Source organism: Pseudomonas sp. Tri1 (genome assembly GCF_017968885.1).
Lineage (GTDB): Bacteria > Pseudomonadota > Gammaproteobacteria > Pseudomonadales > Pseudomonadaceae > Aquipseudomonas.
On sequence record NZ_CP072913.1, the window covers coordinates 5,631,282 to 5,657,471 of the forward strand.

General features: G+C 57.4%; 18 protein-coding genes and 1 tRNA gene. 7 read left to right on the forward strand and 12 right to left on the reverse strand.

Going from position 1 to position 26,190, the window contains the following annotated elements; all coding sequences use genetic code 11:
* Nucleotides 1–29: 29 nt before the first annotated feature.
* The 10 genes from J9870_RS24475 to J9870_RS24520 all read right to left on the reverse strand — a co-directional run bounded on the left by J9870_RS24475 (nucleotide 30) and on the right by J9870_RS24520 (nucleotide 13,010).
* Nucleotides 30–2,093: a calcium-binding protein gene (locus tag J9870_RS24475; protein ID WP_210640867.1), complete on the reverse strand. Its 2,064-nt coding sequence runs from the start codon at nucleotides 2,091–2,093 to the stop codon at nucleotides 30–32.
* A gap of 217 nt (nucleotides 2,094–2,310) precedes the next feature.
* The gene (locus J9870_RS24480; protein ID WP_210640869.1) at nucleotides 2,311–2,898 is read right to left on the reverse strand and encodes a hypothetical protein; all 588 of its coding nucleotides are present in this window, start codon (nucleotides 2,896–2,898) and stop codon (nucleotides 2,311–2,313) included.
* A gap of 4 nt (nucleotides 2,899–2,902) precedes the next feature.
* Nucleotides 2,903–3,346 carry a DUF3592 domain-containing protein gene (locus J9870_RS24485; protein WP_210640871.1) on the reverse strand — a complete coding sequence of 148 codons (444 nt, stop codon included), beginning with the start codon at nucleotides 3,344–3,346 and terminating at the stop codon, nucleotides 2,903–2,905.
* Nucleotides 3,347–3,493: 147 nt separating this feature from the next.
* Nucleotides 3,494–4,690 carry an enoyl-ACP reductase FabV gene (fabV, locus tag J9870_RS24490; RefSeq protein ID WP_210640873.1) on the reverse strand — a complete coding sequence of 399 codons (1,197 nt, stop codon included), beginning with the start codon at nucleotides 4,688–4,690 and terminating at the stop codon, nucleotides 3,494–3,496.
* 94 nt (nucleotides 4,691–4,784) lie between these two features.
* Nucleotides 4,785–5,822 carry a HAMP domain-containing sensor histidine kinase gene (locus J9870_RS24495; RefSeq protein WP_210640874.1) on the reverse strand — a complete coding sequence of 346 codons (1,038 nt, stop codon included), beginning with the start codon at nucleotides 5,820–5,822 and terminating at the stop codon, nucleotides 4,785–4,787.
* Between the two features lie 9 nt (nucleotides 5,823–5,831).
* The gene (locus tag J9870_RS24500) at nucleotides 5,832–7,292 is read right to left on the reverse strand and encodes an ATPase domain-containing protein (RefSeq protein ID WP_210640876.1); all 1,461 of its coding nucleotides are present in this window, start codon (nucleotides 7,290–7,292) and stop codon (nucleotides 5,832–5,834) included.
* The gene (locus J9870_RS24505) at nucleotides 7,289–7,723 is read right to left on the reverse strand and encodes a hypothetical protein (RefSeq protein ID WP_246883049.1); all 435 of its coding nucleotides are present in this window, start codon (nucleotides 7,721–7,723) and stop codon (nucleotides 7,289–7,291) included. Before J9870_RS24505 ends, J9870_RS24500 begins: the two co-directional genes overlap by 4 nt.
* 218 nt (nucleotides 7,724–7,941) lie before the next feature.
* A complete protein-coding gene (locus tag J9870_RS24510; RefSeq protein ID WP_210640879.1) occupies nucleotides 7,942–10,104 on the reverse strand; it encodes a methyl-accepting chemotaxis protein in 2,163 nt (720 codons plus the stop codon).
* Nucleotides 10,105–10,651: 547 nt separating this feature from the next.
* The gene (locus J9870_RS24515; RefSeq protein WP_246883050.1) at nucleotides 10,652–11,713 is read right to left on the reverse strand and encodes an ankyrin repeat domain-containing protein; all 1,062 of its coding nucleotides are present in this window, start codon (nucleotides 11,711–11,713) and stop codon (nucleotides 10,652–10,654) included.
* A gap of 79 nt (nucleotides 11,714–11,792) precedes the next feature.
* Entirely contained in the window at nucleotides 11,793–13,010 is a 1,218-nt protein-coding gene (locus J9870_RS24520; RefSeq protein WP_210640881.1) for an MFS transporter, read from the reverse strand.
* Nucleotides 13,011–13,340: 330 nt separating this feature from the next.
* Between J9870_RS24520 and J9870_RS24525 the strand changes: the two genes are divergently transcribed.
* Complete coding sequence (locus tag J9870_RS24525) at nucleotides 13,341–15,398, forward strand: methyl-accepting chemotaxis protein (RefSeq protein ID WP_210640883.1); 2,058 nt, start codon at nucleotides 13,341–13,343, stop codon at nucleotides 15,396–15,398.
* Nucleotides 15,399–15,501: 103 nt separating this feature from the next.
* Nucleotides 15,502–15,578 (forward strand) — tRNA-Met (locus J9870_RS24530).
* A 151-nt stretch (nucleotides 15,579–15,729) separates the two neighbouring features.
* On the opposite strand, the gene J9870_RS24535 is transcribed toward J9870_RS24530, so the two are convergent.
* Nucleotides 15,730–18,132 carry a hybrid sensor histidine kinase/response regulator gene (locus tag J9870_RS24535; RefSeq protein WP_210640885.1) on the reverse strand — a complete coding sequence of 801 codons (2,403 nt, stop codon included), beginning with the start codon at nucleotides 18,130–18,132 and terminating at the stop codon, nucleotides 15,730–15,732.
* A complete protein-coding gene (locus tag J9870_RS24540) occupies nucleotides 18,132–18,971 on the reverse strand; it encodes a DNA-binding response regulator (protein WP_210640887.1) in 840 nt (279 codons plus the stop codon). The genes J9870_RS24535 and J9870_RS24540 overlap by 1 nt, the downstream gene beginning before the upstream one ends.
* Nucleotides 18,972–19,719: 748 nt before the next feature.
* Between J9870_RS24540 and J9870_RS24545 the strand changes: the two genes are divergently transcribed.
* The 5 genes from J9870_RS24545 to J9870_RS24565 all read left to right on the forward strand — a co-directional run bounded on the left by J9870_RS24545 (nucleotide 19,720) and on the right by J9870_RS24565 (nucleotide 26,182).
* Nucleotides 19,720–22,092, forward strand: a complete 2,373-nt coding sequence (locus tag J9870_RS24545) for an AGE family epimerase/isomerase (protein WP_210640895.1) — start codon at nucleotides 19,720–19,722, stop codon at nucleotides 22,090–22,092.
* 78 nt (nucleotides 22,093–22,170) lie between these two features.
* A complete protein-coding gene (locus tag J9870_RS24550) occupies nucleotides 22,171–23,337 on the forward strand; it encodes a glycosyltransferase family 4 protein (protein ID WP_210640897.1) in 1,167 nt (388 codons plus the stop codon).
* 25 nt (nucleotides 23,338–23,362) lie between these two features.
* On the forward strand, nucleotides 23,363–24,610 hold the full coding sequence (locus J9870_RS24555; RefSeq protein ID WP_210640899.1) for a glycosyltransferase: 1,248 nt from the start codon (nucleotides 23,363–23,365) through the stop codon (nucleotides 24,608–24,610).
* Nucleotides 24,611–24,615: 5 nt separating this feature from the next.
* Complete coding sequence (locus J9870_RS24560; RefSeq protein WP_210640901.1) at nucleotides 24,616–25,437, forward strand: ABC transporter permease; 822 nt, start codon at nucleotides 24,616–24,618, stop codon at nucleotides 25,435–25,437.
* Between the two features lies 1 nt (nucleotide 25,438).
* Complete coding sequence (locus tag J9870_RS24565) at nucleotides 25,439–26,182, forward strand: ATP-binding cassette domain-containing protein (RefSeq protein WP_210640903.1); 744 nt, start codon at nucleotides 25,439–25,441, stop codon at nucleotides 26,180–26,182.
* Nucleotides 26,183–26,190: the final 8 nt, after the last annotated feature.

Here is a 26,190-nt window from a genome sequence, read left to right on the forward strand (position 1 = left end):
CACTGCCACGCGACCTTCTCAAGCAGACGTCACGTCAATAGATGCCCTTGATCGACCTCTGCCGCTACCCCGATCAGCCCTATCCCGGCGTCGGGAGCAAAGCTCATGTCATCTTCGTCGAGGTTTTCCCGCCAGTCCCCGGCCAGCGCGATCTGGAACCAGTGGCCTTGGGCGTCTGCTTCCACATCCGCCAGATAAGTGCGGTCCAGCTCCTGGTTGTAAACCATCTTCAGCGTAGTGCCCGTACCATCTCCGAAGCCGGTATAGCCCAGGGTCGCCACATCGATCTTGTCGTCAACCGTGAAGCCTTCGATAAGGTCGGCAAAGCTCTGGCTGTCAGTGCGATAGCTGTCTTGGGTTGAGGTGTAGCGGAACACGTCGGCGTTTTCCCGGTTATCAGTCCACAACGAGATGTCGGCTCTATCTCCGCCGTTGAGACGGTCGGCGCCCGCGCCGCCTATGATTACATCAGCCCCAGCGCCGCCGTTGATACGGTCATTGCCGTCCAGGCCATAGATGATTTCCGACAAGGCAGAACCAGTAATCGTATCCTTGGTAGAGGTGCCTTCAACAGTGGGCGCGGTGAACACCAGGTTGGTGCTGTTCAATTGCCCCACCAGGTTGCCGTCCAAGGCCAGTTCAAACCGTTGCCCGGAGGCATCGACGTCGTAACTCTTGAGGTAGGTGAGAGTACCGTCCGCGCTGGCCCGGACGGCCAAGGTGCCGTCATGGCCGTCGCCAATGCCGGTGAAACCCAGGGCAATCAGGTCGATGCGGTCCCCAGAGGCGTCGAAGTCCTGGACCCGGTCACTGTGGTTTTGCGTCGCAGTGCGGAAACTGTCACTCAGTTCGGTAAAGCGGAAAATGTCAGCGCCAACGCCACCTTGCAGAAGGTCGCGCCCGCCGCTGCCTTGAAGCACATCATCACCCGCCAGCCCCTGGATAATTTCGGCGGCATCGGTACCCTGCAAGATGTCTTCACCGGCGTAGCCATCCACATGGAGCTTACCGTCCTGGCTGCCGAAGCGGGTATCCACACTACCATCAGCGTTCCAGCGGATGACGCTGAAATCCCCGTTGCTCGTGCCGGCCGCCAGGATCTTGCCATCTGCCTGGACCGTCACAGCCACAGGCGTGTCGGCCTCGAAGGTCACCATGCCATTGGAGCCAAAGCTGGTGTCAAAGGAACCGTCAGCGTTAAGCCGCGCTACAGTCGCCGAGGTGGAGCTTTCGCCATGGCCCATGACGATGATCTTGCCGTCAGCCTGCACGGTGACCACTGAGTCTTCGCCAAACCCCATGGCAGCACTCAAGTAGAGGACACCGTTGTCACCGAAATGGGTATCCAGCTGACCATCGGGATTGAAGTGCTGCAAGGCATACGTCGGATCACCCGCGCCGGCGGCATTGTACGCAGCCCCGACCACAACACCGCCATCGGCCTGTACCGCAGTAGAAATTCCGCCGTTGTAATATTCGTCTTCGGGAATGTTGACGGTCAGCACGCCATGGTCGCCAAAGCCATCGACGAGAGTGCCGTCATTGCCGAGCCTGGTCACTGTGGCCTGGTCGAATCCACGGGCGCTGATCTGGAACGTGCCATCCGTATTGGCCGTCAGGTCGATGTCCTTGAAGTCATGGCTGATGTCGACCGTGATAGCGCCGTTTTGACCAAAGCTAGCATCGTGCGTCCCGTCGCTGTTGAAGCGCTCCACCTGAACGCCCGTATTCAGCGCTGTGGCGATCAGTACCTTGCCATCAGGTTGCACCGCCGTCAGCTCGTAGCGCGACGCCGGGGCTATCGCGGCAGGTACGATGTCGACACCGCCTTCATGGAAGCTGGTGTCCAGACTACCATCTGCGTTCAGGCGGATAACGCTATGGTTCTGTTCGTAGCCATAGCTTTCCTCGCCTGGCGCCCCGGGGTAGCCCCAGGCCAGGTACTCGGTATAGCCACCGACCAGGATCTTGCCGTCCGGCTGGATAACGATGCTCTGGTTATCATCGAACTGGCCGGTGAGGTCGACCTGGACTGTGCCCGGGCCAGTTCTCACGGTATGAGTACTGACCATCGTGTTGTCGGTGGTTGCCATGGGTTTAATCCTTTAAGGGCATTGGATCCGTCACTTTAGTGGAGCAGGAAGGATTTGCACGCCGCCCCATCGCTGACACGAGCAGCGGCCGACCGATGGTTTTTTGTAGCCGTCTGGCCTCGCTGGTGGGCTGAAAAAAGTGCGCATAGCAAAAAGCCGCGTTGGTTCGCGGCTTTTTCATGGGCGTGGTTTGGAGGTACCTGAGATTCGATACGGCCTAGAACAGATAGCCTATATAGATCGCCCCGCCACCACCGGCCTGCACACCAGCGTTCATGCCTGCCATGACCAGCGCACCCTTGGCCGACTTCGCCAACTGCCGGTTGACCGTGGTGGACGCGATGAGCGCGGTCGCCGGGTTGGCGTTCAGCGCCATCGACAATGCCAGCAGCTTGGGATCGAGCCCGAACAACAGGGCCGTGGCGGAAGCACCGACCACCAGGCCTCCGCCCACTTCGGTATACATGCAGGGGCCGGTGATGTCATCGCTGGTCAGGTCGCGACTGGCCAAGGCGTCGCTGACAAACACCTTGCCGAAGCTGGGAAACGCCTCCGCTGCGCCGACGCCAGCCACGCTCTTACCCTTGACCTGGATATTGATCTTGCCGAAACGCGGCAGCCGCGCGCCGAATCCGGCCCCTACCCCGACGCCGCCGTAGCGGTAGCTGACGTCCTCACCTTGGGGCGAACGCAGGATGATCGAACCGCCACTGCCCGCCACCATGACCACGGTCAGACCACCGCCGCTGGCGGTCTGATACTGCCAGCGACTTTCATTGACCGGGATTGGGATGTTGAAGCTCATACGCTCAAAGTCCTTTATGTGAGTGAACTGCACCGTGACCACGCTGACGAATGGCTTTTGCCAGACCAGCAATGGTAAACATCAGACCCAGGCAACCCAGCAGCCCGGAAGGCCCCCACAGTGCACCCGGATCATCGACGATAGCGCTGCTGGCCGGCTGCTCGGGCAAGTAATGCACGCGTACCGACTGCCCCTCTCGATAGCCGAAGATCAAGCCGCCCTGGGGATAAGAGATTTTCTCGCCAGTGCCAGCGGTGAAGGCGATCTCAGGATGCGAACCGCCGGCATTCAGGCGGCTGACGATGCCATCGGCGGTCTGGGCGCGGGCGAGGAACTCGCGGCGCTCAAGCGTGAGATTGACGGTAATGCCCAACAGGACGATACCAATCAGGGCAAACAGCAGACCCAGCAGTATCTTCCCGATGTGTGACGGGGTGTCGTTAGCCATGGTGTGTCTCGGCGTTCGTCCATGAAAGAGGGGCGTCAGGATAACAAAGAAGCTTCGCGACTCCCCATCCCGTGCGCAAAATGATTGAGGACAGGAGAAGCCGCTGCCTCTTGCATGAAGCGTCGAGGCAGCGTCCAGACTTATGCCCTATGCCTGGACCAGATTGGCAATCTTGACGTCCGGATCGACGTCAGCCTCATAGTCCACCCCTTCTACCCCAAAACCGAAGAGACGCAGGAACTCCGCTTTGTAACCGACAAAGTCCGTCAGCTCATAAAGGTTATCCGTGCTGACCTGATCCCAGAGTTGCTTGACGCGGTCTTGCACTTGAGGTGCCAGTTCCTTGTAGTCCACGCGCAGACGCCCCTCCTCGTCCATCACAGGAGAATGGCCGTACAAGCTGTCTTTGTAGAGCGCATGGACCTGCTCGATACACCCTTCGTGCGTGCCCTGCTCCTTCATGACTTTAAACAGCAATGACAGGTACAGCGGCATGATCGGGATCGCTGAACTGGCCTGGGTCACCACGGCTTTCAATACCGAGACCCGCGCATCGCCCCCCAGGGCAGCCAATCGTTCACGGATACCAAGGACTTTCTGGTCCAGGTCTTTCTTGGCCGCGCCAATGGAACCATTCCAGTAGATGTCATGGGTCAGCTTTTCGCCCAAGTAGGTGAACGCAGTCGTTTTCGCCCCATCAGCCAGGACACCCGCTTCGTGCAGGGCATCGATCCACATCTGCCAGTCTTCGCCGCCCATCACGGCCACCGTGCCATCGATTTCGCTTTGGGTCGCCGGCTCCAGGGTGGTCTCCTTGACCACTTCTTTATCAGTATCCAGCCCGCGCAAGGTCACGGCCTTGTCGAGCGGCTTGAGGGTAGAGCTCAGTACGGCACCGGTCTTGGGGTGCGTGCGGCGTGGCGCGGCCAGACTGTAGACAACGAGGTCGATCTTGCCCAAGTCGCGCTTGATGACGTCGATGGTCTGTTGTTTGATTTCATCGGAAAACGCATCGCCGTTGATGCTCTTGGCGTAGAGGCCCTCTGACTCGGCGAACGAGTGAAAGGCCGCGGTGTTGTACCAACCGGCGGTGCCGAGCTTGCCTGGATCACCTTCACGTTCAAAAAACACACCCAGGGTCTTGGCGCCACAACCAAAAGCGGCCGTAATCCGCGCAGCCAGCCCGTAGCCGGTCGATGCACCGATCACGAGTACGTTCTTTGGCCCATCGGTGATGGGGCCTTGGGCGGTCACGTAGTCGATCTGACTCTTGACGTTGGCTTCACAGCCAGTGGGGTGGGTCGTCACACAGACAAAGCCACGAACGCGCGGTTTGATGATCATAAAAGGATCTGCCTCTTCCAGGATGTAGAGCGCCAACACTGGCCATTAAAGTCGTAGACGCCTGGAACGTGGAAGCGTCACGGTGAATGTCGCCTTACGTGGCTTGACTTACCAACGGCAACCTCACGATGAACTCGCTCCCCAGGCCATCCCCCGCGCTCTTGCCAATCACGGTGCCACCGTGGCTTTCGACCAATTCGCGCACCACCGTCAGGCCAATGCCCAGGCCTGCGCCGCTGAAGCCGACGGCGTGAACGTCCTGCACGAATGGCTCGAAAATGAACGGCAACGCCTGGGCCGATATACCGATGCCGCTGTCGCGGATGCTGATCTCCAACAGGCCGGCCTCGACGGTAGCCGAAAGCCTGACAGTACCGCCAGCGGGTGTGTACTTGGTGGCATTGCCCAGCAAGTTACCGAAAATCTGCGCGAGCCGCACCGGGTCGCCGTTCATCAACAAAGCACACTCGGGTAATTCGGTCCTCAAATGCAAGTCACGCGCGAGCATGACCGGCCGACAGTTGTCGATGGACTCGTGAATGATCTGAACGATATCGACAACCTGGCAATCGAGGCGAAACTTACCGGTCTTGACCCGAGAGACGTCGAGCAAGTCTTCGACCAATCGAGATATGTGCCACACCTGGCCTTCGATCAACTTCTGCATGCGCGGCAGTTCCTCACTGGGCACCCGCGACAGCCGACCGGCAATCATGCTGATGGGGACCAGCGGATTGCGCAGCTCATGGGCCACCAGGGCGAGGACGCTACGCTGGCGTTCCAGCGCGCGTTCGGCCGAGGCCTTCAGGTGTTGCGCGCTGAGGGCGGCGATGACCAATAACTCATTGGCTTCGCGCATATCCAGATACAGCTGCTGTTGTTCTGCCGCCTGTGAGGTCTTTGGCTTTTCAGCCTCGGACTGGGCCGACAGGATCGCCAGGACCAACTGCTGGTTGGCCTCGATCAATTGCTCGATCTGTTGCTTATCGGCGAGCTGGGTGTTGGCGTCGTTCAGTTCCTTATGCAACGCCGCCAGCACCGCCCGCGCCTCGACGGTTTTCTGGCCTAGCAGGAACAGCTCGCGAGCGACCGTGGCCTTCGCTTGTTCATCCTTGCCATGGGTTTCATCCATGATCGTGACTCATCCAGCGCCTTTGCCAGAAAGCCGCCGGGTGGGGCGACCTCCAAGCAACCCCTCCTGATCCGGCAACATTTCACCGATCTGCAAACCGTTGTCGTCGATGCGATAAAGGCGTAATTCATCGGAGTGAGCGCTGGCGCGGACCTTGACCACGGCCATGATGCGCAATAAACGGCTCTGCACTTCAATGTAGCGTTGAACGATGATGGCGTCGGTGAGAAACGCCGTGCCATAAGGACTGAAACGCAGGTCGGTGTAGCGGTCCTCCAGCTCCGACGTCAGCAATACCGTGACACCGGCGCTGGTCAACGCCGTGACCATGCGCGACAGCGACTCGCGAAAGTCTTCGCGGAAGGTCGGCGCCAGCGCCAGTTCGAAGCCCGACAGCGAATCGATCACCACCCGGGTCGCTTTCAGGCGGGCGATCTCACTGAGCAGCAAGTGCACGATTTCGTCGATGGACAGGTCCGGCGCGCGGCTATCCACCAGCCCGACTTTTCCAGATTGAATCAAGTCGGCGAGCGTGGCGTTCTGGGAGTGATTGGGGCGCTGTTCAAACACCGCGATCACGCCGGTCTCACCATTGCGCGCACCTTCGGCGAGAAAGGACGCCGCCAGGATGCTTTTGCCCGAACCGGACGGGCCCGCTACTAACAAGGAATACCCGCGCGGCAGGCCACCGCCGAGCATTTCATCGAGCTGCGGTACGCCCATGGCCAGGCGCTTGATCGGAAATTCCAGTGGCGCTTCGCCCGGGTTGAAAGGTGCAGGGGCAAATACCTTGATTCCCGACGCAGCGATACGGAAGGTGTGCAGGCCCGGCAGCGTCGGCTGGCCGCGCATTTTCATGATTTCCATCTTGCGCACCATGGAGTTGCGCTGAACGCTCTGGCGCAGCCAGATCAGCCCATCGGCCACGGTGAAAATCGGGTTGGTATCGGTTTCGGTGAAATACTCGCCGATCAGGAAAGTCGTGGCCTGCCAAGTGGTCATCAACATGCCCAGTTGCTGGACGAACTGCGGCAGGTTGTTATTCGGGTTGTCCTGGGTCTGGCTGGCCAGCACCACCGAACGGAACGAGTCCACGAACACCAGCGCCGGGGAGTGAGCCTCCACCTCGCTGACAATGCGCCGCAGCACTTCGTCCAGATCCCCGGCCAGGGTGTCGTCAGCCAGATTGACGTAGCGGATCGACTGATTGATCGCGTCGCTGTCGAAGAAATCGAACTGCTGCTGATAACGCAGCATCTTCAGTGGCGGCTCGCCCAGCACGGTAAAAAACAGCGCGGGACGCTCGGGGGTCGCAAGGGCAAACATCATCTGGTGTGCGAGGGTGGTCTTACCGCAACCGGGCGGGCCGGCGATCAGATTGAAGGAAAACTCCGGCAATCCTCCGCCCAAGACCTCGTCCAGCCCTGGCACGCCGGTGGCCAAGCGGTTGATAGTCACTTTGGTGCTCATGGCGAATTTTCCTGCGAAGGGGTGTCGCTCAAGGAAGGTTCCCACACGCCACGAAGCAAACGTGCGGTGAGCGAAGGCCCGATCAACGTGGTCAGCAACTCGTAGAAAATGCTCAGCAACATTTCACCGAAAAACAGCGCATCGGCTTCGCTTTGCTCGACGAGTACGGATTTAAGGGCCGTCAGAACCTGGCCGGCCTGCACTCTATCGCAGGTGCTGGTCAGGCGCGGATGGGTAGCCCCACACAAGTGCAGGCTGCGGCGATAAAGCGCGACAACCCCTTGCTGGCCAATGACGGGCGTGAGGGCCGCCTCGATATCCTGCAAAATCGAAATGACCGCATGGGCGGTCTTGTCAATGTCAGCGTTGGGGCCAACGCGGTGCGTCAGAGAAGCTACGATCTGACGGCTCTCTTCGCTTAGCGTGGACATAGCTAACTGATATCCGATGGGCAAGCTTCGATAGTACACCCTCAAGGGCGTTATCGAGCTCCCACTGGGCGAAGCAATGCAATTGCGATCATCTGCCGTTAGCGGATAAATCCAGCCTGGCCGCTAACCTAAAATGAAAAATCCCCGGTATCACTCGTGGATACGGGGATTTTACGTGATAACGCTCCAGGCTCGCGTCTGGAGCGGGCTGAAAAAAACTAACCCCTTTTGACCTTGAAGCGTCCCAGCACGCGTTGCATCAGCGAGGCGCGCTCCGAAAGGTCCTTGGCCGCCACCGCGCATTCTTGCGAGTTGGACTGGTTTTTCTGCGTCACCTCATCGATCTGCTCCAAGCCGATGCTGGCCTGCTGCAAACCCGAAGCCTGCTCGCTGGAGGCTTGATAGATCAGCGAAACCAGGTTGGAAACCGCGCTGGTTCCCGTGACGATGTTTTTCAGCGATTCGGCGGTCCGGCCGGCGATGATCATGCCGCGTTGCGTCTTGCTCGAAGAGTCGGCGATCAGCGCGGCCGTTTGCTGGGCGGCCTCGGCGCTGCGGGCGGCCAGGCTGCGCACTTCATCGGCCACCACGGCAAAACCGCGCCCAAGCTCACCCGCCCGGGCGGCTTCGATGGCCGCATTCAGCGCCAACAGATTGGTTTGAGCGGCAATATTGTCGATGGTGGTGATGATCGCGGTGATGTCCTTGCCCGAGTTGTCGATTTCGGCCATGGCGGCAATCAGCTCGCTCATCAATTTATCGCTCTCCCCCGCATCGGCACGGGATGCCTGGGATTGCTCATCGGCCTTCTTGGCGTTGGCGGCGTTGTCCCGGGTCTGCGCGGCCATTTGCGTCATCACCGCGCTGATTTCGGTAATGGACGACGCGGAATTGGACGCGCCATCAGACAATGACTGGCTCAGGTCGGTGACCTGCGCCGAGCTCCCGGTAATCTGGGTAGCGCTGGTCTGCACCTCGGAAATCAGCTGGTTGAGGTTGCTGACCATCTTCTCCAGTGACTTGCCCAGGGTATCGTGGGGCGAAGACAAGCGGACCTCCAGGTCCAGGTCTCCTTCGGAAATGCGCTCGGCCACTCGCACTTGCCGTTGCAGGCTTTCAGACATGTCGTTGAGCGCGACAGACAACTGCCCGACTTCATCTTCGGACTTCTGCACCAAACGACGGGAGAAATCCCCCAGGCTGATGTTGGCGGCCAAGGCCGCGGCCTCGCGAATCGGCCCGACGATTTTCGCGGCGGCAAACCACAGGGCGGCCAGGGCCAGCAGCGAAATGCCCAGGCCCACCGAGACTTGCCAGATGCTGTTGCTGATACTGCGCGCCTGCAACTCCTGCTCCAGGGCAATGGCCTGGCTCATGACCACGGCCTTGGGCAGGCGAATCAGTACCGCCCAGGGCTTGCCTGTACGACCGAGCGTAATGGGCATCAGCACTTCGATGTTCTGGGTTTGTGGGTTGAGCAAGCCGTCACTGCGACCGCCCTGGATATCGCCCAGCACTTTTTCCCAGGACTCAGGCAGCAAGGCCTTGATGGACTGGCCAATCAGGTCAGTGCGTTGGCTGTCTGCGACCACCAGGCCCTGGTTACTCAGGATCGACACCGTACCCTTGCCGCCGTAGAGCTCGGCGGACATCTGCTCGCTGAGTTTCTGGATAAAGGCGATATCGTAGTCCGCCCCGACCACACCGTAGAACTTGCCATTGGCGACGATTGGAACCGACAAGGTGGTCAGCCAGACGTTTTTACCCTGGACCACGTAAGGAATGGGGTCCAGCACGCTTTCCTTCAGGCTGTCGCGCGGGCCGCTGTACCACCCGCCTTTAGGCACACCATTGGGGTGACGATCCGGCGAGTCGTATTCGACCAACGGCTGCACCGCGACATGGCCACCGGCGCTGCGTGTCCAGTAAGGCGTGAAGCGCCCCGTCTGTGGATTACTGCCATCCTGGGCATTGCGCGATGCCAGATCCTGTCCGTCCAGCACATCCGGTTCCCAGCAGGAATAGGTGCCATTGAAATCAGGGTTGTCCTTGAGGACGCCGAGCAACACCGTATTGATCTGTTCCCGGCCCAATGCCAGGGGGCTTTGCGTGGCCTTGCTGGCGGCAAAGGTATTGGCCATGGTGCGGGCCGCATCCAGGGCATTTTGCAACTTGGCCTGAATGGCGTTGGCCCGGGATTCGGCCAGGTTCTGAATTTCCCGGATGGTGGATTTTTCCACCAGTGCCGAGACTTCAGTGGCCACGTATTGCTCATTGGCCCGTGCGGTAAAGAGCCCGTAGATAATCAGGCTGACCGATGAAACAAACAGGCAAACGCCTGCCGTGACACAAATGCGTGCCTGCAATGACTTGAACTTCATATCATCCCCTGCCTGATTCTATTTATTGCCAGCGTTAAAGACGACGGTCTCCAACTCATGCACGACGCGGCGAATAACCATCGATCACGGCTGTTTACGCGGCCCACAAGACAAGCGTCTTGAAAGGGCACGGCGATACAGCTGCTTTATAAGTATTTGAAACGTGGCGGGTTGGGGGCAAAAAAGCAGTAAGGGGTATTCAAGTCAGGAACCAAAGGCCTTATGTACCTGGACAATAAGGGCGATAGGTGGAAAGAATGCGAAAGCCTGCTTGTCCAGTAACCATTGGGTCACCCTTGAATAATGCCGCAGAATCCATTCAGACCAATAACCACGACAGCAAGTTAACACCGTCGACTTTTATACAAAATCGAACTTAGGACTTATACAAAATAGTGCTTTAGTCGTAATTCAGCAGGCCCGACACCCGAGGGGAAAGTGCCCCCGCGAGTGTTGTGTACACCACACGGTGCCGGAAAGACCTGCGGCGCGCGCGAGGCATCACGCCGGGCTATTTGATCCTGGAAGGGCTGGGCGCGCCGTCGCGTTATCGGCTGTAGGAGGGCATCGTCAATGGCACCGGCTGCGGGTTGGCGATGACCCAGCGCACAGCCAATTCACAAAGACGATCCGTGTGCTCGGCGTCATCGTTGCCATTGCGCAGAGCGGCAGCCAGCGCCCGTGCTTCAGCGAGTTCGGCCGCCGGCAAGGGCACGGCGCTGCCCACGTGGCTAACCAGGGCCGCCAACATCGCTTTGAAATCCGCGTCCCAGTTGGCCGAGCCGTTGTGGTGAATCTCTCGGGATATACGGCCACTGATGCGGATCACCTCACCCTGCGCCGTCGCTGCGGCGCCAGAAGATGGCACCAGCAGCTCCCACAGTTGCTGATGCTGGTCAGGCCAGCCACTGGCCGTGACGACGATAGCGGCCTGACCGTCGTGAACCTTGCGGGAGGCAACGGGAGTGACGTCGAAAAGACGATAAAGACTGGCCAGGGCAGCGTCCGTTGCCTCGAGATAGTCCGGGTTGAAGGAGGCCCGGTGAAACTCGAACTCACGGCCGATGCGCTGCACTTCAGCGAGCATGCCGTCATCGCGCTGCAGCCCCGCGGCCAGCAGAATCTGGGCAATTTTCGCGGTGGCCTCGATATCGGCGTTGCGGGTAGTTGCCAGGGCGATATGCAGCACACCTTGTCCCTGCCGACTCTTGGCCTCGACATTGGCGCCACGGCGGATCAGGGCAGCGATGGCGTCAGCTTTGTGACTGTTGGCCGCGGCATGCAGCGGCGTGTAGCCCTGGTAATCCTGCGCCTCGATGTCGGCGCCCAAATCCAGTAGCAGGTCGACACCGCCGATCCAACTCGAACTGCGATGATGCAGGGGCGTGCGTTGGTAAGTGTCACGGGCATTGATGTCGGCGCTCTGCTCCACCAGCCAGCGGACCAGTTCGTCGGGGCAGTTGTAGAAGCCCAGCGCGGTGCTCTTGCTGTAACCGCCGGTGGCTCCAAGCTCGCATTCATCGAACACGGCGACCAGTTCGGCAAACGAGGCCCGCTCCAGCAACTGACCGAAGTCCTTCGGCAATGTCTTGCGTTTACGCTTACCCATGGCGGCGGTCACCGTTCTGATCCAAAGATTTTTCAGCATGAAATCAAATATTCATAGGTCACGGCCATCTGAATGTAGATCAGACTTTTTTGGTTCTCGGCAGGAAAATCGCCAACACCCCGAACAACGGCAGGAACGAGCACAACCAATACACGTACTCGATGCCACGGATGTCCGCCAGGTGCCCCAGCAGCGCGGCGCCGATCCCACCGAAACCGAACATCAACCCAAAGAATACGCCGGCGATCATCCCGACATTGCCCGGCACCAGCTCCTGGGCGTACACCACGATGGCCGAGAATGCCGAAGCCAGGATAAAGCCGATGACCACGCTGAGGATGCTGGTCCACAGCAGGTCAACGTGGGGCAGGATCAAGGTGAACGGCGCCACGCCCAGGATCGAGAACCAGATCACCGCCTTGCGCCCGATCCGGTCGCCGATCGGGCCGCCGAAGAAGGTTCCCGCCGCCACCGCGCCGAGGAACAGGAACAGGTGCAACTGCGAGGACGCCACCGACAGGTCGAACTTTTCGATCAGGTAAAAGGTGAAGTAGCTGGTAAAGCTCGCCATGTAGAAATACTTGGAAAACACCAGTAGCCCCAGCACCACCAGCGCACTCAAGACCCGCCCTTTGGATAAACCGTGAGTGGCCGCCTGGCCTTGCTTGAGCTTGAACAGGTTCAGGTGGTTGGCGTACCAGCGGCTGATGCGGTACAGCACGAACAGCGCAAACAGGGCGAACAACCCGAACCAGGCCACATTGCCTTGCCCGTAGGGAATAATGATTGCGGCCGCCAGCAAAGGGCCGAAAGCAGAACCAGCGTTCCCGCCGACCTGGAAGGTCGACTGCGCCAAGCCGTAACGCCCGCCCGAGGCCAATCGTGCGACCCGCGAGGCTTCAGGGTGAAAGGTCGATGAGCCGATGCCGATCAGCGCGGCGGCCAACAGAATCAGAGGGAAACTGCCGACCATGGACATCATCACGATGCCGATCAGCGTGCACACCGTCCCCGCCGGCAGCAGCCAGGGCTTGGGGTGTCGATCCGTGTGATAACCGACCCAGGGCTGCAGCAGTGATGCCGTCAGCTGGAACGTCAGCGTGATCAAACCAACCTGGGTGAAGGTCAGGCCATAACTGGCCTTGAGCATCGGGTAAATAGACGGCAACACCGCCTGGATCAGGTCGTTGATCAAGTGTGCCAACGCCACGGCACCAATGATGCGCATGACCAGCGGGCTGCTTTGAGGCGTGGCGGGGACCGACTTCGTATCGGCGTGGGTGTTGCTGATAGCCATGGGAGTTTCCATACGGCAGATGGGTGCACACGGGCAGGTTCATCAATGTGCCATTTTTCGGTGCAGCCAGGCTATCCCCTTAGCTTGCTATCGAACTAGAAAATTGTCGGAATCCAAGGTGATAGCGCAACGCCATGGTCTGAATCTTGCCTTGTTAATGGCCTAGAACGCGGCCTCTTACAAAGGGGACCGAGAATGGGAAGTTTCGCTACAGAGCTGGCCTACCGAGCCGATTTGGACAAACTTTCGAGGCCTTTTAAAAGGGCACCTGCTTCTACACTGTGTAGAAACGCACAAAAACAGTGCAAGGGTGTTCAGGGGAGTATGGGCATGCAGGCTTTTCTATCACCGGGCATCGGATTGCTGGGACGTTTCGGCTTCGCCCGTAAATTCCAGCTGTTGTTCCTGCTTTTCATCCTGCCACTCATGGGCAGCCTGTGGCTGATCGGCCAGGACTATCGTGACAAACTCAGCCTGATTTCCGGGGAACGCGCCGGGGTACGCCAGTTGCTGGCCCTGGATAACCTGGACAACCTGCTCACCGCCCAGCGCAACCGTGCGGCCCGTTGGCGTGCCACCGAAACCAATCGACAACCGACGCCGGCAACCCTTGCCGCAATGGCGGCTTTCGACGCAGTGCAACCGGCCCTCAACCAGGCCGCCAACGACTTGGGCAGTACCCTGCAAGCCGAGGGCGCCGAAGCCGACACGCTCGCCCGCTATCAAACCCTGCAAACCAGCCTCAACGGCCTGGATTCGAAGAGCCTGGGCGCCGTGGGCTGGTGGCCAGACGGTTACGACCGCTTCACCACGGCCCTGAGCGCACTGCAAGCCTTGCGCGAGCAAATGGTTATGGACAACCGCCTGACCCTCGCCTCCTGGTTGGAGACGTATTTGCTGACGCAGATTTCCACCCAACAGACACCGGACCTGATCGAACGGGTCGGCCGCCTGACCAGCGTCGGCCAGGCCTCCGTGGTATCAGGCCAGTTCACCTTGCAGAGCCGCTTGCAACTGAGGGACCTGCGCAGCCGTATCGGTGACGCCCGGGACCAGTTGATCAAAACCGGTACCTTGCTGGAAACACGCCTGCCCAGTGATCTGCAAACCTGGGCCGGACAATTCCAGGGCAGCCTCAAGCACCTGGACGCTGGGCTTAAAGTGCTGGATGACGGCGTGTTCGGCGGCTCTATCAATCTCAAGCCGGAAGACTTCGAGAAACACATGGATGCCCTCCTGACAGATCTCGCCACTTTGCGCCAACAATCCCTGGTAGCACTGGACACCCGGCTGGATCACTACCACGGCTCGGCGATCCGCCAGTTCACGCTGGTGGCGACGGTGCTCGGCTGCCTGTTGCTGGCCGCGCTGTACCTCTTCATCTGCCTGCAAGCGTCGATCCGGCGCAGCGCCAGCGGCATCACCCTGCTGGCCGAAGCCCTGCGTGACGGCAATCTAAGCCTGCAAGTGCCGGTGCAGGGACGCGACGAACTGGCGGCCATCAGCACCGCCCTCAACGTCGCCGTGGTGCAGTTGCGCAACAGCCTGCTGGGGGTGGACCACGAAACCTTGCAGTTGAGCAATGCCGTGCGCACTCTCAATACCCACTCCAGCGGCGCGCTTGACGAAGTCGAAGCCCAGCAGATGCAGATCAGCCAGATTGCTGCCGCCGCGACACAACTGGCCGCCACGTCTCAAGGCGTGGCGAGAAGTTGTGAACAGGCTTCTGACAGCGCCCAACAGACCCGACGCATCGCCACCGACAGCAGCCGCGACAGCCAACGCACCACGGCGAGCATCCAGCAGCTCAACCAGCGGCTCAACGAAACCGCCGCCGCACTGGGCCGGGTCAGCGAGCAGGGACAGCAGATCCAGCTGGTGGTCGACACCATTCGTGGCGTGGCCGAGCAGACCAACCTACTGGCCCTCAACGCCGCCATCGAAGCCGCTCGCGCCGGGGAACAGGGTCGTGGTTTCGCGGTGGTAGCCGATGAGGTGCGTAGCCTGTCGCAACGTACCCAGTCTTCCACGCAACAGATTGCCGGCACCGTCGACAGCCTGCGCGCCACCGTCAATGAAGCGGTCAGCCTGATGGAAGCCGCCTGCGGCCAGGCCCAGACCGACGCCCAAGCGGTCACGGGCCTGGGTGAACGCCTGGCAGAAATCGCCGGCGCCGTGCAAAACGTCACCGACACCCTGGCGCAAATCGCCACCGCAGTGGATGAACAAGCCAGCACCGCCGACGAGGTCAGCGGCAATATCCAGCAGGTCGATCAAGCGGCCATGCGCTTGCTCGATGGCGCACGGGCCGTGAACCTGGCGGCGGATACCCTGAGCAAGGGAAGCCAGGCCTTGAGTGCCAATACGGGGAGATTTCAACTCGGTTGACGGGTATTTGTAGCGAGGATTGATAAGCGGTTGAAAGCGCAGAGAAATATTTCAGATTTACGCTTGACACATCTTCGCTACCGGCGAATAATGCGCGCCACTTGGCTACATAGCTCAGTTGGTTAGAGCATAGCATTCATAATGCTGGGGTCCGGGGTTCAAGTCCCTGTGTAGCCACCAAGTACTAAAAACGGCTTATCGAAAGATAAGCCGTTTTTTTATGCCTTGAGAAAAGCACTGTAGCTGGGATCCACCACACTCTCGCTGGGGAGCGGCCCCTTTTCGCGAGCGCTTCGCACTCCAGAGCAGCCTACAACCCAAACCGAGCCTGTTATTGCTCCAAGGCCATCGTTCGGCGCGCGGTCTCTGAGCTGGTCAGTGTCTTGACGCAAGCCAGCAATTCGCGGCTGTCAGCGGGCTTGAGCAATACCGCATCGAATACCAGGTCCGTCGGATGAGCGTTCGGGCGGCGTGCCGGGACCGCCGAATAAAGCATCACAGGCACATTCCGCCACCGGTCACGCACACGTCGCAGCAGTTCCCAACCGTCCATACCGGGCATCATCTGGTCGCTGATCAATAGATCGACCCGCTGCTCTCCCAGACATACCAAGGCATCTTCTCCGGTCGCCACCATGCTCACGTCAAAGCCATAACCGGCCAGCAGGTCGTACAGCCATTCACAGTTCTGCTCGATATCATCGACCAACAGGATATGTTTGCCCTGGCCATCAAAGGGAGCAACATTGTTATCGACGATGCCGCTCTCCAGGTCCTGTTCCCGAGCGTATTCCAGCTGGAGACGAAAAGTGAATCGGCTGCCGCCCCGCTCCGTGGCCTGCGGTTCCAGCCGGCTGTTCATACACTCCAGCAACTGAGTGACGATCGACAAACCCAGCCCGCTGCCTTCGTAGCGTTGCGCATTGCGTCCGCGGCGGAACGGCAGAAGTAACTGTTCGACCTCCTCCGGATCAATGCCGATTCCTGTGTCGACCACGTTGAAACACAGCTCCACTGTTTCAGGGGCCGCTCCTGGGCAACAGGTCACTTCGAAGCGGATGTGTCCGTTACGGGTGAATTTCGCCGCGTTCGCCAAGAGGTTCATCAGTATCTGCCGAAGACGCTTGAAATCTGCCTGCACCAGTACCGGCAGATCATCCGACAGAACAACCTCAAAGGTGTTGTCCTGTCGCGATGCGAGAAAGCCCGCCTCGCCTTCGATCTCCTGCAGGAAGCCATACAGATAACCTGGCGCGAGGGTTAACTGCATCTGCTCCAGTTCTCCATGGGAGAACTCCAGCATTTCGTCGATCAACTCCAGTTGCTGGCGAGCATTGCGCTCGATATTGGCCTGATATTCCCGGTTCGACCCTGTATGCAACAGGCGCGCGTAGTCAATGATGCGCACCAGCGGGGAACGCAGATCATGACTGATCCGAGCCATCAACCCGCTACGTGCCGCCAGCGACTCACGCAACTGCGCGGTGCGCAGTGCCACGGTACTTTCGAGGCGCTCATGCTCGGCTTGTCGTTGTAACTCCAGGTTGGACAGGGCGTGCCTTTCCCGGATTCGGCTCCGGCTGACCTCCATGATTAACGTACACACCAACAACGCCACGCCGGGCAAGGTGGACGATAAGTTGTATTTGTTTTCGGGCGACTGCCAGGGCAACTGCTCCTGCGGGAAAAAGTATCGAATAGCCAACTGCAGGAGCAGCAGCCCCGGGACCAGACAAGCCATCCAGTTGTAGGCAAGCCTTCTTCGCCACGCCATGAATAACGTAGGGAGCAGCGCCCCGTAGAAACTAAACAGGAACAGCTGTAAAAAATATGCTCCCTGAGCAGGATCGACCTTCAACCACCAAAGTCGGCCAAGCGCGTATCCCAACAGAGGCACGCAATATATCCAGCCAATGATTCTAGGCAGGCGAGAGACCTGTAACAGCACGCGCATGTAGGCAAGAAAAAGTGCGAACGTAACCACACTGGCGAACGTCAGTAACTCCCGCGACCAGCCGAGCGCCGCGGGCCAGAACACCAAATAGCCGTTCAAGATACAGGTCAGCAGGATATTGCCGAGTACCGCGGCCGCATTTATCACCAGCAGTCGAGAATGCAAAATCCAGCCAACGATGAGACCGAACGGGACGATCAACAAGACAATGCCGAGCGTCAGCCCATCGGTCAGATAGGTATGTTGCTGACTTCGAAGAAGCTCTCGCTCTGCCCAGAGTTGCGGACTCAGGAATAGCTGTGAGGTGCTGGTCACCCGGACCAACAGCATGACGGTCTCCCCCGCCGGCAGCGAGAGCTGGAACGCGGGCTGACGTGCCGCCGGCAGTGGCCATTCATCCAAGGGATAGGCGCTTCCCCCATGCGAACGACTCCAGCGCCCCGCTTTCCTTTGGTATACCTGGATATCTTCCAGGCGTGGCGCGCCGACCACCAGCAAGCGCGAGCATGCCCTATTGCTCGAATTAGTCAGTTGCAGCCTCAACCAGAACGCGGACTGGGTGTAACCCTGTGTCGGCCAGTCAGGGGTCGCGGCATTGAAACTCGCTACGGGAAGCTGCGTTATGTCTTCCAGGCTCAGCCTTGCTTGCGGGTCTTCGAAAATCTGCGTAGCGGACATCAAATTCAGGTGATCCGCATGGCAGACCTCTACCGGAGCCGCCTGCAGGAGGCCGCTGACCAACAAGCCAACCATCAGCAACAGCGACTGTAGAGGCAGCATTATGTGCACTCAGCCAACTCTGCATCAGCCATGCCTTGGGCTTGCTGACGGAACTGACTGGGCGTCATACCTAGTCGCTGTCCGAACGCCGTGGTGAAATTGCAGGCACTGCGAAAACCGACCAGTTCAGCGATATCCTGAATGCTCATGGAACTTACGGCCAGCAGCTCCTGACCGCGACGTAATCGTGCATCGCTAATGTAGGCGAACACGGTCATTCCCAGATGCTCGCGGAATATACGAGAGAGGCGCTTCTCATGAGTGCCGACTTTTTGTGCAATCTTGGCCAGAGAGGGCATGTCGTCCAGTTGATTTCCAATCAGGCGCATCGCCGCCCGTAGAACGATCTCATCGCCTTGCAAGGCTGGGCCTGTCAGCTCGCACTGGTTGGCCGGCGGCTCGCGCCAAGTCAACTGCAAATGGATCCGGATGCGCGCCAGCACCTCCTCGGGTTCGCAGGATTTCGATATGTAGTCGACGCCGCCCAATGTCAGCCCTTCCAGACGCTCGACAGAACTGTTTGCCGAAGACAAGAAGAGGATGGGTATCTGCCGAGTCGACGGTGCCTCGCGCAGTAGTCGACACAGGCTGAAACCGTCCATCTGCGGCATAAGTACATCCAGAACAATCAAATCCGGACGCAGTGCCAACGCCCGCTGATAGCCGTTGTAGGCATCGCTGGCCACCGAAAGGCGCCATGATTGTGTCTTTAGCAGAATGAGCGTCGCGCGGATATCTTCCGGGGCATCGTCGATAAGTAGGATATGCGGCATCTGGTTGGATGACGGAACCGCCCCCTCCACCATAGCCGCCGGTCTTTCGTATCGTCCGTCATCCATTAGCTACATTCTCTTAGTCTGTCATCAGCAGGGAAAGCAAAGATGTTGTGAGCCGTGGGCCCGGATGGCTGCGCCTATCCAGATCCTGGAAAATATCAGGCAACGCTGAATACCACGCCCCCGGGCCAAATGGCTCTGTATGGAATCCCGAGAACACAGAAAAAAAAACGCCGATTTGATTGATGAATGTTCGTGTGAACAAATCCATCTAACAAACCAGCGTCCCTGTGCGCGATATTAATACTTTCCTTCCTTTTTTGGGGAAGGTTTTTCTGCTGTCACGATCAAGACTGATGGCGATGCCTGCAGATCGATCCGACTCCCCACGCCAGCCGATTTCCTTCTTGTAGCGGCGGCCGAAAATCCTGTTCCCCTCATGGGTATTGTGACAGCGAGTTCTTCTTCATGAAGATCAAGAGCTATTTTCGACATTCCGTGAAGTTTTTTTTATTTTTTATCCCCTCCAGCAAAAGCACCAGCCGCTCTCACAAAGGTCCGGACACATTTTAGCGGTGATAATTCGGGCCTCCTGACTTACTTCACAAACACCCACGATCTGAAGGGTAACGCCGAGAGGCAGACAAGTAAGGGATATAACTTGTCCATGGTGGAAGCCAGGATGTGTGGTTTTCCGTAAACACTTGGCCCAGGCCCCGAAGATCAGACGGCTCGATACCTCGGGGCAAAAAAGACGGCAACTGTGATCCTGACTCCATCTCAACTAATTTGATTGCTGTTAAAAGTAAAAATGACCAAAAAAACAACGATCATAAGCTTTGTCATGAGTGGTGGGGTTGGCTCACGCCTGTGGCCTTTGTCGCGTGAAGATTTCCCCAAGCAGTTTCACAACCTGTCCGGCCAGGGCTCCATGCTCTTGCGGACAGTCAAACGTATGGGGGCACGAGGAGGCGATACCTCTGTTCCGGTTTATCTACTCACCTCAGAACGTCATGCGGACCGCATCAGCCGAGACCTTTGCGGTGTCAACCTGTCAGGCGGGCGAGCGATTTTCGAGCCGGTGGGACGCAACACCGCCGCCGCCATTGTGCTGGCAACAGAGATTACGCTGCGCGAGCATGGTGATGATCTGGTTCTCGTCGTGCCGGCCGATCATGAAATAACGACGGATCGCGGTTTCTGGGACACGGTGGAGGCTGGCACAGATGCGGCCATGGCCGGTCGTATCGTTGTCTTCGGCGTCCAGCCGGACAGGCCAGAAACCGGTTATGGCTATATTGAGGTCGGCCCGCAGACCGGGAACACCCGTGACGTTATACGGTTCGTAGAAAAGCCCAATGAGGAAACTGCGACCCAGTACCTCGAATCAAAGAATTTCCTCTGGAACTCCGGCATTTTTCTTTTCCGCGCCAGCACGATGCGCGATGCATTCCGAGCGCATGCGTCGACGATCTGGGAGGGAGCCGTGGCCGCGCTCGACAATGCGACAAGCAATGTCTTTGGCACCTATCTGCCGCATAACCTCTATGCGGATGTGGCGTCCATTTCCGTCGACTACGCCATTATGGAAAAATCCAAGGACATTGCGCTGGTTCCGGCACGCTTTCGCTGGAACGATCTCGGATCGTGGCAATCGCTCCTCGAAGTCAGCTCAACCGACGGCAACGGTAATGTGATTGTTGGCGATGTCATCGCCATCGATTGTGAGAACAGCTATTTGCACAGCAATGGCCGCCTGCTTTCCGCCATAGGCCTTCGTGATCTCGCTGTTGTGTCAACCTGCGATGCCACATTCGTCGCTCCTGTCGCCGAAAGTCAGAATGTTCGCAAGATCGTCGAACAGCTGGAGAAAACCGGCCGCCTTGAAACCAAGTTCACGCCAGCGCAGGACCGCCTGCCGCAGATTGGTGCCTATGAGAAGCGGGTTCGCCATTGGCTGTTCGAGGAGACATTGCCGCTCTGGTCGACAATCGGTGTTGACCGGCTCTACGGCGGTTTTCACGAGGCACTGACCTTTGATGCCACCCCCATCACCAGACCCAAACGGATGCGCACCACGGCGCGGCAGATCTACGCCTTCGCAGTGGCGCATGAAATGGGCTGGGATGGACCGGCCTATGATCTGATTGATCACGGCATACAGTTCATCACCACCAACGGCCGGACGGATCGTGGCGGCTGGATCAAGACCTTCAATCCTGATGGCACGGTTCTCGATGGCGCAGAGGATGCCTACGATCAGTCCTTCGTGCTTTTGGCATTGGCGCATGCCCATCGGGCAGGTCATCCGCAGGCGCTTGGTCTCGCCACGCAAACCTTTGCCTTCCTCGAACAGAATCTTGCCGACTCCAAACTGCGCGGTTTCCTGGGGGTGCCAGGGGATACTGGCTTGCGCCGATCCAACCCGCATATGCATCTACTGGAGTCGTTCCTTGCCTGGTACGACGTGACGGGAAACCGGGATTATCTGCAACAGGCCGCGCGGATTGTCGACCTCTTCCGGCAACACTTCTTCGATGCGGAAACATGGACACTCGGCGAGTATTTTACCGATGACTGGGAGCGCGCACCGGGCGAAAAAGGCGAGTGGACGGAGCCGGGACACCATTTTGAATGGGCCTATCTTCTATCCAATTTTGCCGCAGCATCCGGCCAGAAAGATGTGATGCGCCACGCGCGCAAACTGTATGCCTCGGCGATTGCCAACGGGCTGAACCGCACCACGGAACTCGCCTATGGCGCGGTTTCCCGCCATGGCCTGCCGCTTGACACCCTTTCGCGCAGCTGGCCCCAGAGCGAAGCTGTAAAGGCGGCTATCGCACTCGATGGCAATGGTGGACCAGACCTCAAGCCGGAAGTCGAGGCACGGGTGGGACGTCTATTCCGCTGGCATATCGAACAAGCCCCAAAGGGCCTGTGGATTGACGTGATCGATGAAAAAGGCAGGCCAAGGGCCAAAGATGTACCCGCCTCGATTTTCTATCATCTCGTCAGCGCCCTTACGCAATATCTCGATTACGTGGCAAGAACTCAACTCCGCCCGCTGAGACACGACTCCCCTTTCGACGAGCACCTGATCAGGGCGGCTCCTGGGTCATCGCCAGCCGTAAAGCCCCTGACTGCTCCCAGCGACCCACCAATCTCCCTCGTGGCGTGCCCCTGAGCTTGCGCCAGGGAAATCTGACACTGAATAAACCGTTGGAAAGAGTCGCTCGCCATCCAAGGCCAGCAGTGGAGTGTTATGCGGATTCTGCATTTCTATAAAACGTATTGGCCGGATACTTTTGGTGGTATCGAACGTTCGATCCACGCGATTACCAACGGGGCGGCGAATTACGGAATAAAATCCGACGTGCTTTCTCTCAGTAAAAACCCCGAAAGTGGCACCGTCGAGTTTGGCGGTCATATAGCCCATAAGTCAAAGCTCGACTTTGAATTTGCCTCCACTGGCTTTTCGCGGGAAGTGATCGAGCATTTCCGTGAGTTGGCCGCAAAGGCTGACATCATTCACTATCATTTCCCTTGGCCGATGATGGATATCGTTCATCTGGCATCCCCTCCTGGCAAGCCGACCGTAGTCACTTATCATTCGGATATCGTGAAACAAAAGTTATTGCTGCGACTTTATACGCCACTGATGCATCGATTTTTATCAAGCGTTGACCGCATTGTCGCAACATCACCCCGCTATATCGAAACGAGTACGGTACTGCAGCGCTACACTTCAAAAACAACGACGATCCCCCTTGGATTGGATGAAGCCGACTATCCTGCGGCTACGCCGGAAGAAAAAGCAAAGTGGCGTTCTCGCTTCCCGAGGCCGTTTTTCCTCTTTGTTGGCGTGCTTCGCTATTATAAGGGACTGCACATTCTCTTGGAGGCCGCGACCAAGATTGATTCCGACGTGATCATAGTTGGAAACGGGCCGATGGAAAGGGATCTGAAGAGACAGGCCGCGACACTCGGACTGAGAAACATACACTTTGTCGGCGCGCTTTCTGATCGAGAAAAAATTGCATTACTTGAACAATGTAGCGCATTCGTCTTCCCGTCAAACATGCGTTCGGAAGCCTTTGGTCTCTCGCTGGTTGAGGCTGCCATGTTCGGCAAGCCGATGATCACTTGCGAAATAGGCACAGGTACAAGCTTCATAAATCTGCATGGAAAAACGGGCCTGGTGGTCAAAGCGAATGACGTTCAAGCGCTCGCCGACGCTATAAATAGACTCGCTCACGAAACGACCGAATCAGAATGTTTTGGGAAGGCCGCTCGCCGCCGCTTCGAAGAGACTTTCTCGGGAATGATGATGAGCCGCGCGTACGCCGAGATGTACCAGGACATGATGTCTGGTGGAAAGCCAAAAGAGCTAACACTGGCAGGCCGTAGCCCATCGACTTATCCAATGTAACAGCCATCCAGCTGTGTGGAATTTTATGGAACACTTGAATATAAAATCGCGGACTGATCAAGCGCAGAAGCGACCCAAGCTTTTAATCATCTCCAGTTATCATCGCGCGTGTGGAATAGCCCAATACGTTGAATTCCTGGAGCTTCCTTTACGACAACAGAATGACTTCGATATAGAAATCGCGCCGCTGCCTGTTGATCTTCTCAGGTCCCAATCCCCCTATGCAAAACGGGCCGCGCGAGCTGAATTCAATGTCCTTCTGCAAAAAATTGAGAGCGCACAGGTTGTTAACATTCAATTCGAACCCGGCCTTCTGGGTTTCGCACCAACCCAGATTTGGAGCAACCTGAACGCCATCATTAGCAAAAGTAAAAAAGTGATTATTACTTACCACACAGTCCCTTCTTTGGACAGCCCGAAGTTTCAGTTCAGTCGACGGGGCGTGATTGACTATTTGCGGGCGTGGCGCGGCAACTACGTATTTGACAGGCTGCTTGCAAAAGTCCGAAAGAACCCCGAAAAATTTCACCACATTGTTCAAACCGCGCGCGAAGCAAAGAACTTTGCATTACTGGGTGTTCGCAAAGACAGCATTACGCACCAGCCCCTTGCCTTCATCAGTAAGGACGTTAGAGAACACATGGATCACGATGACGCCAAGTCAGGAATTCTGGCGCAGATGAACATCAGCAGCAGCGCTACATTGGTGGGTTGCTTCGGATTTTTGTCACCCTATAAGGGCATCGAAATCGCAATCAGAGCCTTGAGCGCATTATCCGATGACCACCATTTACTCGTGGTAGGTGGCTTGCATCCCGAGGGAATCGACAAGGGAAGCGTTGAAGCACCCTATATCCAGAAACTACTCAAAGTCATCAGGAAGCATCCGGGATTGAGCAAACGAGTTCATTTTTGCGGTGCACTTGATAATGAAGAATTCAATCAGGTTATGTTGGCCTGCGACGCGGTGGTGCTGCCGTACGCGGAGGTGGGTCAGACGTCGTCAGGCCCAGCGGCTCTGGCACTGGACATGGGCCGTCCCCTATATTGCTCCCACACGAAGTGTTTCGGTGAGCTGAATCGGTATCAGCCCGGTGCGGTTTCTTTTTTTGAAATCGGCAACCATATGGAGTTGGCGGAGAAGCTGTTGCTGGCCGACGGTGACAGCCCCAGTCGCATCAACGCTCGGAAAAGTTATCTTGAAAAATTTAGCGTCGAGCATCGTTCAGCCAGTTACCTAGCTGCCGCGAAGCAGCTGATCATGGAGAACTAAACTCCATGTTAAAGCGCAACCAATGGCGATGGATTGAACGTGACTTCTTCACAGATGTGCGTGTTCTCGTGTCACAACGAAAACTGGCGTGGCAGCTTTATTTGGCGGACGTTGCGGAAAACAAACGCAATTCGGGACTGGGGCTCATTGCGCCCTTCATCTCGGTATTAATCCACGTTCTCCTTTTGGGCTCAGTCATGGGGCTCGTTTTTAACGAACCCTTGGTAGAGTTCATTCCATTCTTCGCCGTATCATTTTCCATCTGGCAAGGTATTTCGATTTTCGTCTCAGACATATCCTACTCCAACGATAAGGCCATGCGTTACATATCGTTCCCCAACATCTCAGGCTTCATAAGCAATCTTGTTTCAACATACGAATTTACCGTTGCTCTGCTGCTCAAGATCTGCGGATCTTTTGTCATTATTTTTTTTGTGAACCCGGAAATCGTATTCGCCGCTAACTATTTAGCGTTCGTGGCAGGGTTAATTTTGCTGACGCTGGTTTTGTTCACTTGGTCCCTTCCCCTCGCGTACCTCTTCGACAGGGTAAGAATCCTTCGGGGATTTTTGCCGCAAATCCTATTTGCGATATACCTATTGACGCCGATTCTGTGGGCCCCCGATCGTCTTAAGTCTCACAGGTGGCTTGTAGATTTTAATCCAATCTATCATCTCATAGAGTTGGCTCGAGCCCCGATTATTGATGGAGGCTTTCCCCTGACCTCGATCTTAGTTAGCCTCGGCTTGATAGCGATGGGAATCATCATGTCGTATCTTCTTTTTCCGGCAAACCGTTGTCTCGTTGTCTACAGATGGATGTCCTAACATGCCTATTGCAGATATCGTCGTTCGGATTTGTAACGCCACTGTCGAAATTCCTTTGAGAGGGGTCAAGCAGGAGGTCGTAGGTACTGACCCCCGGATCATCCGCCGGAAGAACGGGTCCATCGTACTTAGGGCACTGGAAAACATATCCCTTGAAGTCCGCCGGGGTGAACGCATTGGCATTGTTGGTGGAAACGGTAACGGAAAAACCACTCTTCTCAAACTAATCGGTGGGATGCTGCCCGCAGCTTCAGGCTCGGTAGAGGTCCACGGCTCGATACGTACTTTGCTGACAATCGGTGCAGGTACGGTGCCTGCGCTGACAGGTCGACAGAATGTCAAGATGCGCTACGCCCTTCTTGGGATTAAAAGTATCACGGAGTCGGAATATGTTGCCGACGTTGAAGCGTTCTCCGATATAGGTGCGTTCTTTGACATGCCCTTGGGGACCTACTCCCCTGGCATGTACAGCCGCCTCCAGTTTGCCATGAGCACGGTAGAACCGGCAGATATCCTTCTGTTAGACGAATGGATTGGCGTTGCTGACCAAGCCTTCCAAGACAAGGCAAATAATCGCCTGGAAAATTATATTCAGAGAAACGAAGGCTTTCTATTTGCCTCACATAATGAAGAGCTGTTGAAACGTATGACCAGCCGCACCATCCGTCTAGTCAACGGTAGGTTGGAAGCCCATCAGGATTTGGAATGTCAGGTGGGACGGAGCCCAAGCCGAAGAAGCATTTGAAGTGTGAA

What these genes read in the sequence shown, in the direction of transcription:
- J9870_RS24475 (WP_210640867.1), bottom strand. Translation starts at nt 2,093, where the DNA reads ATGGCAACCACCGACAACACGATGGTCAGTACTCATACCGTGAGAACT.
- J9870_RS24480 (WP_210640869.1), bottom strand. Translation starts at nt 2,898, where the DNA reads ATGAGCTTCAACATCCCAATCCCGGTCAATGAAAGTCGCTGGCAGTAT.
- J9870_RS24485 (WP_210640871.1), bottom strand. Translation starts at nt 3,346, where the DNA reads ATGGCTAACGACACCCCGTCACACATCGGGAAGATACTGCTGGGTCTG.
- fabV (WP_210640873.1), bottom strand. Translation starts at nt 4,690, where the DNA reads ATGATCATCAAACCGCGCGTTCGTGGCTTTGTCTGTGTGACGACCCAC.
- J9870_RS24495 (WP_210640874.1), bottom strand. Translation starts at nt 5,822, where the DNA reads ATGGATGAAACCCATGGCAAGGATGAACAAGCGAAGGCCACGGTCGCT.
- J9870_RS24500 (WP_210640876.1), bottom strand. Translation starts at nt 7,292, where the DNA reads ATGAGCACCAAAGTGACTATCAACCGCTTGGCCACCGGCGTGCCAGGG.
- J9870_RS24505 (WP_246883049.1), bottom strand. Translation starts at nt 7,723, where the DNA reads ATGTCCACGCTAAGCGAAGAGAGCCGTCAGATCGTAGCTTCTCTGACG.
- J9870_RS24510 (WP_210640879.1), bottom strand. Translation starts at nt 10,104, where the DNA reads ATGAAGTTCAAGTCATTGCAGGCACGCATTTGTGTCACGGCAGGCGTT.
- J9870_RS24515 (WP_246883050.1), bottom strand. Translation starts at nt 11,713, where the DNA reads ATGGGTAAGCGTAAACGCAAGACATTGCCGAAGGACTTCGGTCAGTTG.
- J9870_RS24520 (WP_210640881.1), bottom strand. Translation starts at nt 13,010, where the DNA reads ATGGCTATCAGCAACACCCACGCCGATACGAAGTCGGTCCCCGCCACG.
- J9870_RS24525 (WP_210640883.1), top strand. Translation starts at nt 13,341, where the DNA reads ATGCAGGCTTTTCTATCACCGGGCATCGGATTGCTGGGACGTTTCGGC.
- J9870_RS24535 (WP_210640885.1), bottom strand. Translation starts at nt 18,132, where the DNA reads ATGCTGCCTCTACAGTCGCTGTTGCTGATGGTTGGCTTGTTGGTCAGC.
- J9870_RS24540 (WP_210640887.1), bottom strand. Translation starts at nt 18,971, where the DNA reads ATGGATGACGGACGATACGAAAGACCGGCGGCTATGGTGGAGGGGGCG.
- J9870_RS24545 (WP_210640895.1), top strand. Translation starts at nt 19,720, where the DNA reads ATGACCAAAAAAACAACGATCATAAGCTTTGTCATGAGTGGTGGGGTT.
- J9870_RS24550 (WP_210640897.1), top strand. Translation starts at nt 22,171, where the DNA reads ATGCGGATTCTGCATTTCTATAAAACGTATTGGCCGGATACTTTTGGT.
- J9870_RS24555 (WP_210640899.1), top strand. Translation starts at nt 23,363, where the DNA reads ATGGAACACTTGAATATAAAATCGCGGACTGATCAAGCGCAGAAGCGA.
- J9870_RS24560 (WP_210640901.1), top strand. Translation starts at nt 24,616, where the DNA reads ATGTTAAAGCGCAACCAATGGCGATGGATTGAACGTGACTTCTTCACA.
- J9870_RS24565 (WP_210640903.1), top strand. Translation starts at nt 25,439, where the DNA reads ATGCCTATTGCAGATATCGTCGTTCGGATTTGTAACGCCACTGTCGAA.